Origin of the sequence: Octadecabacter sp. B2R22, from assembly GCF_018861045.1 — a bacterium.
In the GTDB taxonomy this organism is placed as follows: Bacteria; Pseudomonadota; Alphaproteobacteria; order Rhodobacterales; family Rhodobacteraceae; genus Octadecabacter.
The window spans coordinates 13,801-27,489 of sequence record NZ_JAHKQJ010000003.1 but is presented as its reverse complement, the minus strand read 5'-3'; the positions used below and the strand labels follow the sequence as shown (position 1 = coordinate 27,489).

The 13,689-nt window shown below is 54.8% G+C and carries 15 protein-coding genes and 1 tRNA gene; 13 read left to right on the top strand and 3 right to left on the bottom strand.

What is annotated here, in order from left to right:
- The first annotated feature begins 166 nt into the window (after nt 1-166).
- From KO486_RS02495 to nusG, 6 genes are all read left to right on the top strand, one after another.
- Nucleotides 167-838: a CatB-related O-acetyltransferase gene (locus tag KO486_RS02495; protein ID WP_216035672.1), complete on the top strand. Its 672-nt coding sequence runs from the start codon at nt 167-169 to the stop codon at nt 836-838.
- The gene (locus KO486_RS02490; protein ID WP_216035671.1) at nt 838-1,830 is read left to right on the top strand and encodes a hypothetical protein; all 993 of its coding nucleotides are present in this window, start codon (nt 838-840) and stop codon (nt 1,828-1,830) included. The genes KO486_RS02495 and KO486_RS02490 overlap by 1 nt, the downstream gene beginning before the upstream one ends.
- A gap of 50 nt (nt 1,831-1,880) precedes the next feature.
- Nucleotides 1,881-1,956: transfer RNA gene (locus KO486_RS02485), tRNA-Trp, on the top strand.
- 49 nt (nt 1,957-2,005) lie between these two features.
- Nucleotides 2,006-2,914: a hypothetical protein gene (locus KO486_RS02480; protein WP_216035670.1), complete on the top strand. Its 909-nt coding sequence runs from the start codon at nt 2,006-2,008 to the stop codon at nt 2,912-2,914.
- 71 nt (nt 2,915-2,985) lie between these two features.
- Entirely contained in the window at nt 2,986-3,180 is a 195-nt protein-coding gene (gene secE / locus KO486_RS02475; protein ID WP_216035669.1) for a preprotein translocase subunit SecE, read from the top strand.
- 148 nt (nt 3,181-3,328) lie between these two features.
- A complete protein-coding gene (gene nusG / locus KO486_RS02470) occupies nt 3,329-3,862 on the top strand; it encodes a transcription termination/antitermination protein NusG (RefSeq protein ID WP_216035668.1) in 534 nt (177 codons plus the stop codon).
- A 79-nt stretch (nt 3,863-3,941) separates the two neighbouring features.
- Here nusG and KO486_RS02465 read toward each other — a convergent pair whose 3' ends face one another.
- Nucleotides 3,942-4,976 (bottom strand): fatty acid desaturase, encoded by a 1,035-nt coding sequence (locus tag KO486_RS02465; protein ID WP_216035667.1) that lies wholly within the window; start codon nt 4,974-4,976, stop codon nt 3,942-3,944.
- 310 nt (nt 4,977-5,286) lie between these two features.
- Between KO486_RS02465 and rplK the strand changes: the two genes are divergently transcribed.
- The 4 genes from rplK to rplL all read left to right on the top strand — a co-directional run bounded on the left by rplK (nt 5,287) and on the right by rplL (nt 8,598).
- Complete coding sequence (gene rplK / locus KO486_RS02460) at nt 5,287-5,712, top strand: 50S ribosomal protein L11 (RefSeq protein ID WP_216035666.1); 426 nt, start codon at nt 5,287-5,289, stop codon at nt 5,710-5,712.
- A 1-nt stretch (nt 5,713) separates the two neighbouring features.
- Nucleotides 5,714-6,412: a 50S ribosomal protein L1 gene (gene rplA / locus KO486_RS02455; RefSeq protein ID WP_216035665.1), complete on the top strand. Its 699-nt coding sequence runs from the start codon at nt 5,714-5,716 to the stop codon at nt 6,410-6,412.
- 1,228 nt (nt 6,413-7,640) lie between these two features.
- On the top strand, nt 7,641-8,153 hold the full coding sequence (gene rplJ, locus KO486_RS02450; RefSeq protein ID WP_216035664.1) for a 50S ribosomal protein L10: 513 nt from the start codon (nt 7,641-7,643) through the stop codon (nt 8,151-8,153).
- A gap of 70 nt (nt 8,154-8,223) precedes the next feature.
- Nucleotides 8,224-8,598 carry a 50S ribosomal protein L7/L12 gene (gene rplL / locus KO486_RS02445; RefSeq protein WP_216035663.1) on the top strand — a complete coding sequence of 125 codons (375 nt, stop codon included), beginning with the start codon at nt 8,224-8,226 and terminating at the stop codon, nt 8,596-8,598.
- A 200-nt stretch (nt 8,599-8,798) separates the two neighbouring features.
- Here the strand turns inward: rplL and KO486_RS02440 are convergent, their stop codons facing one another.
- Complete coding sequence (locus tag KO486_RS02440; protein WP_216035662.1) at nt 8,799-9,722, bottom strand: LysR family transcriptional regulator; 924 nt, start codon at nt 9,720-9,722, stop codon at nt 8,799-8,801.
- A 99-nt stretch (nt 9,723-9,821) separates the two neighbouring features.
- Here KO486_RS02440 and KO486_RS02435 point away from each other — a divergent pair, with 99 nt between their 5' ends.
- The 3 genes from KO486_RS02435 to KO486_RS02425 are packed head-to-tail and all read left to right on the top strand — an operon-like array spanning nt 9,822 to nt 12,455.
- Nucleotides 9,822-10,847 carry a sterol desaturase family protein gene (locus KO486_RS02435; RefSeq protein WP_216035661.1) on the top strand — a complete coding sequence of 342 codons (1,026 nt, stop codon included), beginning with the start codon at nt 9,822-9,824 and terminating at the stop codon, nt 10,845-10,847.
- Between the two features lie 3 nt (nt 10,848-10,850).
- Nucleotides 10,851-11,615, top strand: coding sequence for an SDR family oxidoreductase (locus KO486_RS02430; RefSeq protein WP_216035660.1), 765 nt, complete (start codon nt 10,851-10,853; stop codon nt 11,613-11,615).
- A gap of 12 nt (nt 11,616-11,627) precedes the next feature.
- Complete coding sequence (locus KO486_RS02425; protein WP_216035659.1) at nt 11,628-12,455, top strand: 3-methyl-2-oxobutanoate hydroxymethyltransferase; 828 nt, start codon at nt 11,628-11,630, stop codon at nt 12,453-12,455.
- 278 nt (nt 12,456-12,733) lie between these two features.
- Here the strand turns inward: KO486_RS02425 and KO486_RS02420 are convergent, their stop codons facing one another.
- Nucleotides 12,734-13,255 carry a BrnA antitoxin family protein gene (locus KO486_RS02420; protein ID WP_216035658.1) on the bottom strand — a complete coding sequence of 174 codons (522 nt, stop codon included), beginning with the start codon at nt 13,253-13,255 and terminating at the stop codon, nt 12,734-12,736.
- Between the last annotated feature and the right edge of the window lie 434 nt (nt 13,256-13,689).

Genomic DNA, 13,689 nt, shown 5'->3' with positions numbered 1-13,689 from the left:
TGAACGAACAAAGAAGGCCCTCGCAGCAATGCGGGGGCCTTTTTACTGTAAGGGCTTTGATTTATCGCGACCTGCCGCTAACATCTGTTCGAGCTACAGGAGGCTATGATGACAATTTACCTTTGATCCATGTTTCAAATTCAACATTGACCAAAGGAGGCCCGTCATGGCCCCACTTCCTCCACGTTCGTTCCCATCCCCCGACACGCTATACCCTGTGATCCTGCCTGACGGCACGCTGCACAAGGGGACCGTGTTCTTGAATGCGGCCATCACCAACCCGAACATGCAAGTCGGCGATTATACCTATGCCAGCGCCCACGTGCCGCCACAGGATTGGGCCTTTCATCTGGCACCCTACCTCTTACCGCAAAGCCCAGAGATGTTGCGCATCGGTAAGTTTTGCCAGATCGCCGATGGTGTGACCTTTATCACGTCCTCCGCCAATCATCGCTACGACGGGTTCAGTAGTTTTCCGTTTGCGGTCTTCCTCGACATGGATCGCAAGCGCCCATCGATGCCTGACGCTGGGCCGGATACAACGATTGGGGACGACGTATGGATCGGGCAGGGGGCGACGATCTTGCCCGGTGCCGATATCGGGTCAGGCTGTATCATTGGGGCGAAATCGGTCGTGTTGGGGCGCATCCCACCCTACACGATTGTTGCGGGAAACCCCGCCAAACCCGTTCGCCGTCGCTTTGATGATGCGACTTGCGCGCAGCTTCTTGAAATCGCTTGGTGGGATTGGCCAATTGATGTCATTGTCCAGAACGAAGCCGCGATTTGCGGCGGTGATCTAAAGGTGCTGCTCCATGCCCAACGGACTGACTTGTAATGCTTAAGACGTTTCTTCCTTGGTATTTGCGATGGCTGTTTAAATTGCCGTGGGTTGTCTACATCGCGCTTGCGATATGGGTCGGAAGCCTCGCTTACAGTGAATATGAAAACTACCTTTTCGCCCGATTAGAGGCGGAGATCCAAAGCTCCAATGACGCGCCGACCGCAACACTGCTGTCCGATTGGACCCCGCAAGACGTGACCTCTTATGGCGAAGTCCATATCGAGGGGCTGTATTTCTCCGATCTTCCAATTGGCCAAATGGAAGTAGACGGGAATGCCTATTCGTTCGTGTTGCTGGCTGACGATCAAGGCGAGGGGGTCAAGGCGGTGCTTGTCGTCGAACCCGACGCCCTTCTACGTTTGGAACGCTACTTGGCGGCCCAAACGACGGGCAATAACATTTCGGTCGCAATCAATGGGCAGCTCAGCCGCAACCAAACTTGGGCGGCTGATGTCGATGCGGGGCTTGCGCGTATGGGCGTGCCGCGCGCGGCGGGCATCCTCGTGATCGAGCCGTTCATGGGGGACCGACGTGGGTCCATCTTTGCGCGCGCAGATGATGCGATGGCCACGACAGCAACACTCGCTGGAATCGCTGCGATTCTTGCCTTGATCGGAGGCTTGCGTCTCTTTTTTGGTAAAACGGACGCGGTGAAACACCATGCCGCACAAGTGAAGAACCGCAAGAGGGCCACGACGCAAGCCCAACAACCGAACCATAAGCCATTACCCACATCAAAGCCTGCCGAGGCATCTCCGTGGGGGACGTTCAAACCTCAAGACAACCCGATGAAACCGGCCAAGGCGCCGCAGCCGAACCCAAAGGCGACCAAGCCAGATGATGTAGTTATCCCCGCCGAACCCGCTTTTGAAAGCGTCTTTCCCGGTGGCGGGTCCGGCTTTCGAATTAAGACGGCAGATGAGATTATTCGGCAGTCATTTGGCACACTCAGCACATTGTCGGGCGCAAAGCGCGACAATGAGTGACGTTTGCTGTTGCCAAGTGCTGAAGGCCTCGCTATTTCAACGCTCGGCTTAGGGGTTTAGCTCAGTTGGTAGAGCGACGGTCTCCAAAACCGTAGGTCGTGGGTTCGAGACCCTCAGCCCCTGCCAAGCCACCGCCGATTTCGCGCGCTAAAGATGCGTTAAACGGGAGAAAACCTTGCATATTTTACCGCAAACGATCTCGTTTCATATTGGCGCGCATAAAACCGCGTCGTCCCATCTTCAAAATGTCCTTTATAAGAATCGCGGTCTATTGGCGGATGAAGGCATCCGGTTGTTCGGCCCGCGGTATTTACGCATGCAAGGGCGAAATCTTGCGGCGATGTTCAACACATCGTGGTCAGAAAGCCCGCCCCCACGCCGCACACCGAAACAACAGCTGCAGTTTTTGACCAAGACTCGCGAACACCTGCTGCTGAGCGAAGAGAACTTTGTTGGCAATCTGGCGGACAGTCGGGGGCGCATTGTCATGCCGCTGTACCCAACAGCAGCAGAGCGGCTTACGGAGGTCGTCGAGAAGTGGTCGCCGGTTCCGGTGGAGCTGTTCCTTGCGGTGCGTGATCCAGCGGCCTATCTCGCGTCAGCCTATTCACAGGCAATGTTCGGAGGGGTCCATGTGCGCCCACGACAATATCGGTTGCGCAATGATTGGCGTGACGTCGATTGGGTCGATTACGTTGAGCGGTTGCGAGACGTCTCGGGTGTTGGCCAAATCTATGTTTGGCGGCAGGAAGACTATGAACAGGTCTTGCCACAGGTGCTTTGCCGCATGTTGCGCTGGGACGATAGCAGCCGCATCGAGCCGATCCACAATCGCGTGCATCAAGGGCTGTCCGTAACCGCCGTCCAAAAGACGATTGAGGCCGCCAGCGAGGGGCAGGTCGGCAACTTGGCACGCGATGCCCGTCGCGCCTACCCTGTGGGCGAGGTTCACAAACAGTTTCAGCTTTATAATGCGTCGATCCTGCGCCGCGCGGCCGAAGTTTATGCCGCCCAAATGGCACGGATTGAACAATTAGACGGTGTGACAGTGTTGCACCCGCCGGTAGACCCTCAGAAGGGTTGAAACGACCCGCAAAGACGGTTACCTGCCTAGCCAGCTAAGACATTGGCGTATTCGCCTTAAAAGGACAGACCATGGCCCGAACCAATCCAGTTCAATTTATTCAGCAGACCCGTGCCGAAATCGGCAAAGTTGTGTGGCCCAGCCGCCGCGAAGTGGTTTTGACCACAGTGATGGTGCTGATCATGGCGGCCGTCATGGCATTGTTCTTCACGTTGGTTGACCTGATTATCCGGTCCGGCCTCGAAGGCGTGCTCAACTCTTTCTAGGGCGCAAATCATTGCTGCCCCTTGAAGTGTCGCGCTCTGCGCGTTAGAGAATCCCCAAGTTTAGATGGCGTGCAACGGATGAGTTGCACGCCGCTTTTATTTCCGGGACTCTTCAGAGGTCCCGTTCGGATCAAAAAGGACAGAGAAAATGGCACAGCGTTGGTATTCGGTTTCCGTGTTGTCGAACTTCGAAAAGAAGATTGCGGAAACGATCCGCACGACAGCCGAAGAGCAAGGTTTGGACGATCAGATCACAGAAGTTCTGGTGCCAACCGAAGAAGTCATCGAAGTGCGCCGCGGTAAGAAAGTCACCGCCGAGCGCCGCTTCATGCCTGGCTACGTTCTGGTTCACATGGAAATGTCCGATGAGGGTTACCACCTGATCAACTCCATCAACCGCGTCACTGGTTTCTTGGGCCCACAGGGTCGTCCGATGCCGATGCGGGATGCTGAAGTGCAGCAGATCCTCGGTCGCGTTGAAGAAGGTCAGGAAGCGCCACGTACGCTTATCAACTTCGAGATCGGCGAGAAGGTCAAAGTCAACGACGGTCCGTTCGAAGATTTCGACGGCATGGTCGAAGAAGTCGACGAAGAAAACCAGCGCCTCAAGGTTACGGTGTCCATCTTTGGTCGCGAAACTCCGGTCGAGTTGGAATTCACACAGGTTACGAAGCAGGGCTAAGCCCGAGAGAACCTAGTTTGCGGAATGAAAAACGCCGCCCCAAATGGGGCGGCGTTTTGCGTTGAATGTCGGGATGGCGCTAGGCTTCTTGGGTGCGCACCTGTGAAAACGATATGAGCTGCCTTGTCTTTTCATCCCAGAGCTTCAGCTTCGCATTGCGGAAGCTTTCGCCGATCGTCATGCGGTTACCCTCTGCAAGTTCTCTGTGGTCTCGCAGAACCTCGGGCAAACGGTAGAACGGGATGCGTGCGTAAACGTGATGGACGTGATGAATGCCGATGTTGGCGCTGAGCCATTGCAGAACAGGCGGCATCACGTAGTGAGAGCTGCCTCGTAGGGCAGCGTCATGCACCTGCCAGTCTTCTTCGACGTCCCAGTGTGTGTCTTCAAACTGGTGCTGCACGTAAAACAACCACATGCCCGCCGTCGCGGCCAGCAGGGTTGAAGGCAGGAACACCAGCAAGATCGGAGCCAAGCCACCAAAATACAAGATAATTGCAAGAGCAACGATGGACGCTGCATTCGTCGCCATTGCGCTGATCCAGTATTTGACGCTGTTCATCAATCCAAACGGCAGGCGGTTCTGTACCAGAAAGAGATACCCAGGCCCCAAACCGAACAGAACAACAGGGTTCCGATACAGACGGTACTTAAAACGGTTCAAAGCGGACAGTTCGCGGTATTCAGCAACGGTCATTGTGTAAACGTCACCAATGCCGCGACGATCAAGGTTACCCGATGCGCCGTGGTGAATAGAATGAGTCCGGCGCCAAACGTCATAAGGCGTCAGGGTTAAAACACCCAACACTCGGCCGGTCCAATCGCTGAGGCTTCGGCTGTTGAAGAACGCGCCATGGCCGCAATCGTGCTGGATGCAAAACAGACGCAACAGGAATGCGCCGTTTACCATCGAAATCGCAAAGGCTGCCCAGTAGCTATAAGACAGGCTCCACCATGCGAGCGCCCAAAGGGCTATGAAAGGCCCAATTGTAACCGCGAGCTCGAACCAGCTGCGCAAGGCGTTTGGTGTGCGGTAGAGTGCGAGGGTTCTAACCCACTCCTGACCGGAGCGTGGGGGCGTTGCGGGGCTCAGCCCCTCTGATATCTTGTCCATGTGCCTGCTTATGTTGTTTTCTGGTTAATGCCATACAGAAATAGCGTGGGTTTGGAGATAGCTAAAACGAAATAATGTCACTTTAGTTACCTGATCGACGGTCCATGGACGTTTTGCCGCGGCATTTACGGCCTGTGTCGCACGGTTTCGGACATCTCTCTTGCAAGAATCCCCAACCCCCGCTAAGGGAGCAGCTTGTCGGACATCCGACATCCCATGTGGGAGGCGAGTCGCACGCGTGCGTCAAACTAGACCACATCCACATAGGTTACAGGAACGCGTCCCGTAACCGGACAAAAGGAGAAGCCTCATGGCTAAAAAAGTCGCTGGCACTATGAAGCTGCAAGTTGCAGCTGGCCAAGCCAACCCATCCCCACCTGTTGGCCCTGCATTGGGTCAACGCGGCATCAACATCATGGAATTCTGTAAAGCGTTCAACGCGAAGACAGCTGACCTTGAGCCAGGTGCACCATGCCCAACGGTAATCACATATTACCAAGACAAATCCTTCTCCATGGACATTAAGACGCCACCAGCGTCCTATTTCCTCAAGAAGGCTGCCAAAGTGAAGTCCGGCGCGAAAACACCTTCTCGCGAAGTTGTCGGCACAGTGACCACTAAGCAGGTTCGTGAGATTGCAGAGGCCAAAATGAAGGACCTCAACGCAAACGACATCGAAGGCGCAATGAAAATCATTCTGGGCTCCGCTCGGTCAATGGGCATCGAGGTTAAGTAAGATGGCAAAACTCGGAAAACGCACAACCGCCGCCCGCGAAGCATTCGCAGGCAAAGAGCTCGTCACTGTATCCGAAGCTGTTGCTTTGGTTAAAGACAACGCAAAAGCGAAATTCGATGAAACTATCGAAATCGCTGTTGTTCTCGGTGTTGACCCACGTCACGCAGACCAGATGGTTCGCGGCAAAGTTGCCCTGCCAAACGGCACAGGCAAAACCATGCGCGTTGCTGTCTTCGCACGTGGTGACAAAGCTGACGAAGCTAAGGCTGCAGGCGCTGACATCGTTGGCGCAGAAGACCTGATGGAAACAGTTCAGTCCGGCAAGATCGAATTCGATCGCTGCATCGCGACACCTGACATGATGCCAATCGTTGGTCGTCTTGGTAAGGTACTGGGCCCACGCAACCTGATGCCAAACCCAAAAGTTGGCACAGTGACAATGGACGTCAAAGACGCCGTTGAAGCTGCAAAAGGCGGCGAAGTTCAGTTCAAAGTCGAAAAAGCTGGTGTGGTTCACGCCGGTGTTGGCAAAGCGTCCTTCACAGCTGCAAAGCTCGAAGAAAACGTTTTGGCATTTGTTGATGCGGTTCAGAAGGCAAAGCCATCTGGCACCAAAGGCACATACATGAAGAAGATCTCTTTGACTTCTACTATGGGCCCAGGTGTTACACTGAACATCGACAACGCGACTGGTAACTAAAGGGATAGTCGCACCAGCGGCTTCATCTTAGATCAGCTTAAGACGTAAAGGCGTCCCAATCGGGGCGCCTTTTTCAATTGACGTGCTAGATGTCTGCTATGCGGACGAAGCCGACTTTAGCTTTGGTTGTGCAAGCGTAGATATATGCTTTTGCGTCTTTGACTTGCAAAGTCATTGAAACACTTGAATGCTGAATTTTGAAGTCGCGGCAGACATCGCACAGCAAGGCAAATTTGAGAGCCCAGAACGGAATGCAGCATGTAAAAGAACCGATTTGTTTGGATGAATATCCTGGTCTTCGCTTGCGGTGGAATATCCTGCAATTCATCGTTTACTGTGCGGTGTTGGCCCTGTTTTACCTACTCATTTACCTTATGGATCGCGGGTCTCTCCCCGTTGCGGTTAAAGAGTTTCTGTTTTCACCCTTGGAAATATGCGGTTGGTGCCGATCACGCTACGAGGTGTTGCAAACTTTTGACGGGCGGTCTGGTGATGTGTACGCGCTCTTGTTCATACCATCACTGGTATGCTCAGTCATTGGCGGGCTTGGATTCTCTGTGTTGTACAAGGCGGTTGAGACCCGTGCTTTTGAATTAGATCCGACACGCGAACTAGCAGTGCCTGGCGTTAGGTGGCGGGTTGTCGCTCGGATAGCCATATATATCGTCATAGCATACTTGACTGTACCTACCGAATTGGCCCCGAACACATTGGGTTTTAAATTCATTATTGTTCTTCCCGCCTTCCCGCTATTCCTCAGTCTGGTTGTCACGGTATTTAGCGCAGATATTGGGAAGTTAAGTGGATGGTGTTTGATGAGGCGCGCAGGGGGAGGAGCAGCGAGTTAGAAGAACAGTTGGCGAGTCGATGGAGAGTTGCAAAACAGTCCTGTGCTGCAAGCGCAGTATCCGGTAAAATGGGCTCCTACCCGCCATTCGCTTCATCCGCATTCTTTACTTCACAAACGAGCTCAACCTCTCTAAACGCATCCATGCACATATGCCTTGATTCGTCTTGGCGTGCATTCGTCCGAGACGGTGGGTGGTCCTAGACCATAAATCCTGCCTGAGGCGGGAAAGACCGAGATTTACTGGCGCTCTCTATGGGTTCCACTCCTGATCGGCTCAACCCCGTTAAATTCGAGGACTTCTACGTTTGATCCGCAAGGGTCAAGCAAACTTGAGCCGGGGCCGGAATTCTTCCCAAGCCCCATATTTGGAGTGAAACTGTGGATAGAGCACAAAAAGAACAATTGGTCGAAGATCTCGGCCAAATCTTTGAAAGCTCTGGCGTCGTTGTGGTTGCCCACTACGAAGGCCTGACAGTTGCTGAGATGCAAGACCTGCGTGCCCGTGCACGTGAAGTCGACGCATCTGTACGCGTTGCCAAAAACAAGCTCGCCAAAATTGCCCTTGAAGGTAAGCCATGCGCAAGCATCGCTGATCACCTGACAGGCATGACCGTTCTGACTTATTCTGAGGATCCTGTGGCTGCGGCCAAGGTTGCTCAGACGTTTGCCAAAGAAAACGACAAGCTCGTTATCCTTGGTGGCGCTATGGGTGAGACGGCACTTGACGTCGCTGGTGTTAAAGCAGTGTCCGAAATGCCATCCCGTGAGGAGCTTATTGCTTCCATCGTGGGCTGCATCGGTGCACCTGCCTCCAACATCGCCGGCGCAATTGGCGCGCCTGCTTCCAACATCGCAAGCGTTCTCTCAACGATCGAAGAGAAAGCTGCCTGAAGCAACTTGAATGGCTGACGTAGGGAATACCCCCTGTCGTTGGAACACAAACTTAGAAATGGAAAAGCAAATGGCTGATCTGAAAAAACTTGCAGAAGAGATCGTCGGTCTGACACTTCTCGAAGCACAAGAACTGAAAACCATCCTCAAAGACGAGTATGGCATCGAACCAGCTGCCGGTGGCGCTGTAATGATGGCTGCTGGCGGCGACGCTGGCGGTGCAGCAGCAGAAGAGAAGACTGAATTTGACGTCGTTCTCAAGAATGCTGGCGCATCCAAAATCAACGTGATCAAAGAAGTTCGCGGCATCACTGGTCTTGGCTTGAAAGAAGCTAAAGACCTCGTTGAAGCTGGCGGCAAGATCAAAGAAGGCGTTGATAAAGCTGAAGCAGAAGACATCAAAGGCAAGCTGGAAGCAGCTGGCGCAGAAGTCGAAGTGGCCTAAGCCCTTCTCTTCGGAGCATACCTTTTTGGTATACAGAAGCGGCGGTCCCTCGGGGCCGCCGTTTTTGTTCCGCAACGGCCAAAAGCCGCCATTCGGGGTCTGCGCAGCGAGTGTCTGCTTTGAGCTCATAGTGCAAGATGCTGCAGATCGTATTAATGTCAGTTGAGTAATCCAAAGCGGAAGCTCGGTGTGGTATCTAGCTAAGTGCTTAGCGTGCATAAGTCCGCGAGGGCTTCGAGACAACGGTACGCGGCACTTTTAGACCGTCCGCGCTCGGTAAGCACGGCGTAAAAGCCACGGTCATATTCCTTGTAGTCATCATAAGCTTGGACCAACCGACCATTTGACAAATAGGTGTCGACCATGCCGCGTGCACCTAGAGCAAGGCCTCGGCCAGATGCGCAAGCCTCCAACAGGTAGACGTAGTTGTTAAAGCTGGTGGTCGGGCGCGCGCTGGCAGAGATCCCGTTGGCTGCAAACCAATCTTCCCAATTTGCCCAGCCCCGGTTCGGCGTGGCCATCTCCAGCAATTCGAAACCCTGCCAGTGCGATGACGGCGCTGAGAGTTCTTTGGCATGCCGTTCCTTGAAGCCAGGCGCGCACACCGGTTTGACGGCCTCAGCAAACAACAAAACAAAGTCGTTTGCGTTAAGGTTGCCAACGTCATAGTCGAAGACAATGTCGATTTGTGGGTCGAGGTGCGCATCCAAGGCCTCGTATTCCGATGTGATGACCCGCACTTTCGCGACATCGGACATCGCATGCTGTAGGCGATCAAAGACTGGCATAATCAGCAGGTGAGAAATCGCGTGCGTGCATCCGATTGTGACCGGTAGGTCGGCATCCCAATCTGCAATCACCTGCAGGCCATCGCGGATGCTGTCCAGCCCCTGACTGACCCGAAGGTACAAGTGCTTCCCTTGTTCTGAGAGGTGCACGCGTTGCTTGTGCCGCTCAAAGAGCGATGCGCCCAAAGCAGCTTCCAGCTCGGCGATATGGCGGCTGATCGACGACTGCGATGTGTTCAACTGCTGTGCAGCGGCTGTGAAGCTCTGCAGTCTCGCGCTTGCCTCAAAAGCAAGGAGACACCGCGTAGAGGGAAGATGAGGTCGCCGGTTGTTCATATCAATTTCGATATCAAGTCTGTTGACAATTGCAATATCTGACGGCGATTTTCTGGGGTAGCGTCCTGGGTGACTTTTACGTCCAGCCAAGGGGGCCCTATGTCGTCAGCGACCACAAACACATCCGAATTGACGGCAGGCACACCTGCTGGCGAAAGCCGCGAATGGAACTGGCATCCCGATTTGCCAATCAATACATCGCCGGTGTTTGAAAAGCCGCCCCGCCCCTTTGCCTCGTTGAGATGGTACGCGGGCGCTTGGCTGCCGATTTCGGAACTGTTGCTCTACGTCGTGATCGCATTTGCTGTTTGGAGCTGGCTTCAGCCGCCCCTGGAGCAGACCCAAACACTGGCGCCCGGCTGGATCGCTGCGATTTGGCTGCGCAATATTGCGATGCTCGTGGCGTTTGCGACGATTTTGCATCTCTGGCTTTACACATGGAAGAAGCAAGGCGATGCCTTGCGGTATGATCGCCGGGGGCCAACTGCAAAGGCCCGCATTTTTGCCTTTGGCAGTCAGCTTTGGGACAATGTGGCCTATTCCCTGATCAGTGGGGTGGGCATCTGGACGATCTATGAGGCCGGTCTTTGGTGGGGCTATGCCAATAGTGTGCTGCCAACCGTAACGCTGAGCGCAAATCCGGTTTGGTTCGTCCTGTGGTTCCCTTTGATTGGCGTTTGGTACTCGTTCCACTTTTACTGGGCGCATCGGTTCCTGCATTGGGCCCCGATGTACCGTCGCGTGCACTCAGTCCATCACCGCAATATTGCGGTCGGGCCTTGGTCGGGCTTTTCGATGCACCCGATCGAACATGTGTTGTACCTGTCATCGCTGCTGATCCATCTGGTCGTCCCGTCGCACCCCATTCACATGCTGTTTCATTGCTATTGGCTGACGCTGGCGACGACGACGTCCCACTCTGGCTATGACGCTTTGATCCTTGGCAAGAATGCGCGGATGGAGATGGGGACATTCTTCCACCAGCTGCATCATCGGTATTTTGAGTGCAACTACGGTACGGCGGAAATGCCTTGGGACCGCTGGTTTGGGTCATTCCATGACGGTACCGCCGAAGGGCTGCGCACGGTGCGTGCGCGCAAGAAACCAACAGCATTGCGGAAGTAAATCATGACACAACGTATCCTTGTGACCGCCGGAGCCGCCGGCATCGGGCGCGCCATTGCCGAAGCATTCCTCGCCGACGGCGCAGATGTCGCGATCTGCGATGTGGATAGCGACCAGCTTGCCGCGATGCAGGAGGCATATCCGACGCTGATTGCTGGCCAGGTTGACGTCACAAACGAGGCGGAAATGGACGCCTTTTTGCAGCAACTTAAAGAGAGATGGCAGGGGATTGATGTCGTCTGTGCAAATGCGGGAACAGGCGGGCCAGCGGGCCGCATTGAAACGCTCGACTTCGACGAATGGCAGCACTGCGTGGCAACCAATTTGCACGGCAGTTTCCTGACCTGCAGATGGGCCGCCCGGCTCATGCGTGCGCAAGGCAGCGGCTTGATCTGCCTGACCTCCTCGACTGCTGGGCAATTGGGCTATCCCCTGCGCAGCCCCTACGCATCAGCAAAGTGGGCCATCGTTGGCCTGACAAAGACCCTCGCGATGGAGCTTGGCGAGGCTGGCGTGCGCGTGAACGCCATCTGCCCGGGCGCGGTAGAAGGGCCGCGCATGGACCGCGTTATCGAGAATGAGGCATCCGCACGCAGACAAGCCATTGATGCTGTGCGCCAAAGTTATGTCAAAGGCGTGTCGATGAAGACATGGGTCACAGCTCAGGACGTCGCCAATACGATCCGCTTCCTCGCGTCCCCCTCAGGGTCCAAAATCTCAGGTCAGATACTTGCTGTGGACGGCCATACAGAAACGCTAGCGCCGTAAGAGACGAGAAACATGAAGCTCAAGAACATTTACACATACGGCGGCGAGCCCGCACAACGGTTCCTGACAGTTGCTGACTTCATCCAACTGCGTGGAACTCGTAAATTTACCTCAACGGTGCCCAACACATTCGAGGAGGCCCAAGCCTGCGCCGAGGCGGGTATTGACCATTTGTCGATTTGGGATGAGCTGACGCCGACCATCCGCGCCGCCGCCCCGCAAATCTTTATCAACGCTGCACTGCCGATGTCGCAATACGTGACTAAAGATGAGATTCTGCGTGCCGCAATGAAGGCCGCCGAGGCGGGAGCCGATTCAATACAGACGCCGCGCAGTTTGGAAGTGGTTGAGATGTTGGCGAAAGAAGGTTTGTCCGTTCAAGGCCATCTCGGCCTGATCCCACGCCGATCAACGCAAGTTGGCGGTCTGCGTATAATAGGAAAGACGGCAAAAGAGGCGCTGACGCTGCTGGATCAGTTTCGCAGGTTGGAAGATGCCGGTGCATTCGCGGTTGAGGTGGAATGTGTGGCATCAGATGCGCTTGATGCCATTCGCCACCATTCAAACCTCGTGACCCATTCCATCGGGGCAGGCCCATCCGCCGATGTCGTCTTGCTGTATCTTGAGGATATCTGTGGAGATGTTGAAAATCCGCCGCGTCACGCAAGGGCATTCGGTGACCTGCTCGCTATTCGCAAAAAGCTCGCGTCCGAACGGGCCAAGGCGCTCCGAGGGTTTCGAGCCGCCGTCGTTGAGGGACAATTCCCCGGCGAAGAGGAGACTGTCAAAATGTCATCAGGCGAATTCGGCTTGCTCAAAGAGGCACTCGAAAAGCACTGAGCACCGTCAAGCTCCCGAGAGGTCGTTTAACTGGCCAAGTACATCCCGCGCCATTGAAGCTCTACCGGTTTCTCATTGCACAGTTCTGCATTCACTTATGCGCAGTGGACAGCGCATAAAGTCTAGGCTGCTGGATGTCTGCAAGCCAAACAGAACCGCCGTTCCACAAATCCATTTGAATGGCAGAGTAGTCCGCAGAGCGGACCTCCGCGCAGTACGCAGCGAAAGTTGGCTCTCCGCGTCTAGTATCGGGCGAAACAAGCGGCCCTTGGATACCTTTACCGCCCCTTCGCTCTCAGCGGATCATCCATCCAAGGCCGCTCTGTTCCTTTCAGCACGCGCTTCTTCGGGCCGCGGCGCTTGTCTTTCTTGGCGTCATTCCGCTGCGCCTCCACCTCTTCAATCATCCGCTGCGTGTCGCCCCATTTCGGCTGCATCCGGGCTTTCTCCAACACCTTTTCGGGCCGCAGAATGTAATCCATCGTGTCTGGCCCTTCGATCAGTTTTGCCAACCTGAAATGCATGAACGCCCGCAGCACGCGGTTCATGCGCGGTTGGTATCCGGGGCCGAGGCCTTTGAAAAATTTGATCACATCCTCATCCAGTGACATCGTCACCTTCTTGCGTTTCGGGTCCCGTTTGTCCTGATCCTCCCAAATCCTGTCCCAGTCGCGGGGCAGGGCGCGGGTCTCACTCAGGAACCCCATCAGCTCGTAGTCCATCATCTTCATCGCATCGACGCCCAGCCCCCAATGTTTGAGGTCTGTCTTCGTCATCTGTTTTGGGTCAACTTCACGCATGGTTCTCTCCTGTCTTGAGGGGGCCATTGTGACGTGAGCCGGTTAATTCGGTCCGAAACAGGCGTTCCGGCTCATAACCATATCGTAACCATACCAGCCCCATACGGGTCCCATATGCGCTTTTTCTTGACCTCGGGTACTCTTTGTTTCAGGATTGGGGGCAGGTCGGGCGCGCGTAGCGTCTGGCACAAGGTGGCGTTCGGCCCCTTGTCATTTCTTTAATCACATCCTATTTAGCACGTTCACGCGGCTTCGATTGATTCGGGGCCGCTCTTTCTGTCTTGAAGCATGGAGCCACTTCACCCCCTAAAAACCGTTTGTTTTCAGGGGCAGGCAAAACGTTTTGAGCAGACCTTCCTTGGCAAGCCTCCCGTAGTTTCGGGGTGTTTTCCAAGGCAGGATATGGGGTCGAGAGCTACGCAATGGGTCGCGTG

What these genes read in the sequence shown, in the direction of transcription:
- nusG (WP_216035668.1), top strand. Translation starts at nt 3,329, where the DNA reads ATGGCACAGCGTTGGTATTCGGTTTCCGTGTTGTCGAACTTCGAAAAG.
- rplK (WP_216035666.1), top strand. Translation starts at nt 5,287, where the DNA reads ATGGCTAAAAAAGTCGCTGGCACTATGAAGCTGCAAGTTGCAGCTGGC.
- KO486_RS02440 (WP_216035662.1), bottom strand. Translation starts at nt 9,722, where the DNA reads ATGAACAACCGGCGACCTCATCTTCCCTCTACGCGGTGTCTCCTTGCT.
- rplL (WP_216035663.1), top strand. Translation starts at nt 8,224, where the DNA reads ATGGCTGATCTGAAAAAACTTGCAGAAGAGATCGTCGGTCTGACACTT.
- KO486_RS02495 (WP_216035672.1), top strand. Translation starts at nt 167, where the DNA reads ATGGCCCCACTTCCTCCACGTTCGTTCCCATCCCCCGACACGCTATAC.
- KO486_RS02430 (WP_216035660.1), top strand. Translation starts at nt 10,851, where the DNA reads ATGACACAACGTATCCTTGTGACCGCCGGAGCCGCCGGCATCGGGCGC.
- rplA (WP_216035665.1), top strand. Translation starts at nt 5,714, where the DNA reads ATGGCAAAACTCGGAAAACGCACAACCGCCGCCCGCGAAGCATTCGCA.
- KO486_RS02425 (WP_216035659.1), top strand. Translation starts at nt 11,628, where the DNA reads ATGAAGCTCAAGAACATTTACACATACGGCGGCGAGCCCGCACAACGG.
- secE (WP_216035669.1), top strand. Translation starts at nt 2,986, where the DNA reads ATGGCCCGAACCAATCCAGTTCAATTTATTCAGCAGACCCGTGCCGAA.
- KO486_RS02420 (WP_216035658.1), bottom strand. Translation starts at nt 13,255, where the DNA reads ATGCGTGAAGTTGACCCAAAACAGATGACGAAGACAGACCTCAAACAT.
- KO486_RS02490 (WP_216035671.1), top strand. Translation starts at nt 838, where the DNA reads ATGCTTAAGACGTTTCTTCCTTGGTATTTGCGATGGCTGTTTAAATTG.
- KO486_RS02435 (WP_216035661.1), top strand. Translation starts at nt 9,822, where the DNA reads ATGTCGTCAGCGACCACAAACACATCCGAATTGACGGCAGGCACACCT.
- KO486_RS02465 (WP_216035667.1), bottom strand. Translation starts at nt 4,976, where the DNA reads ATGGACAAGATATCAGAGGGGCTGAGCCCCGCAACGCCCCCACGCTCC.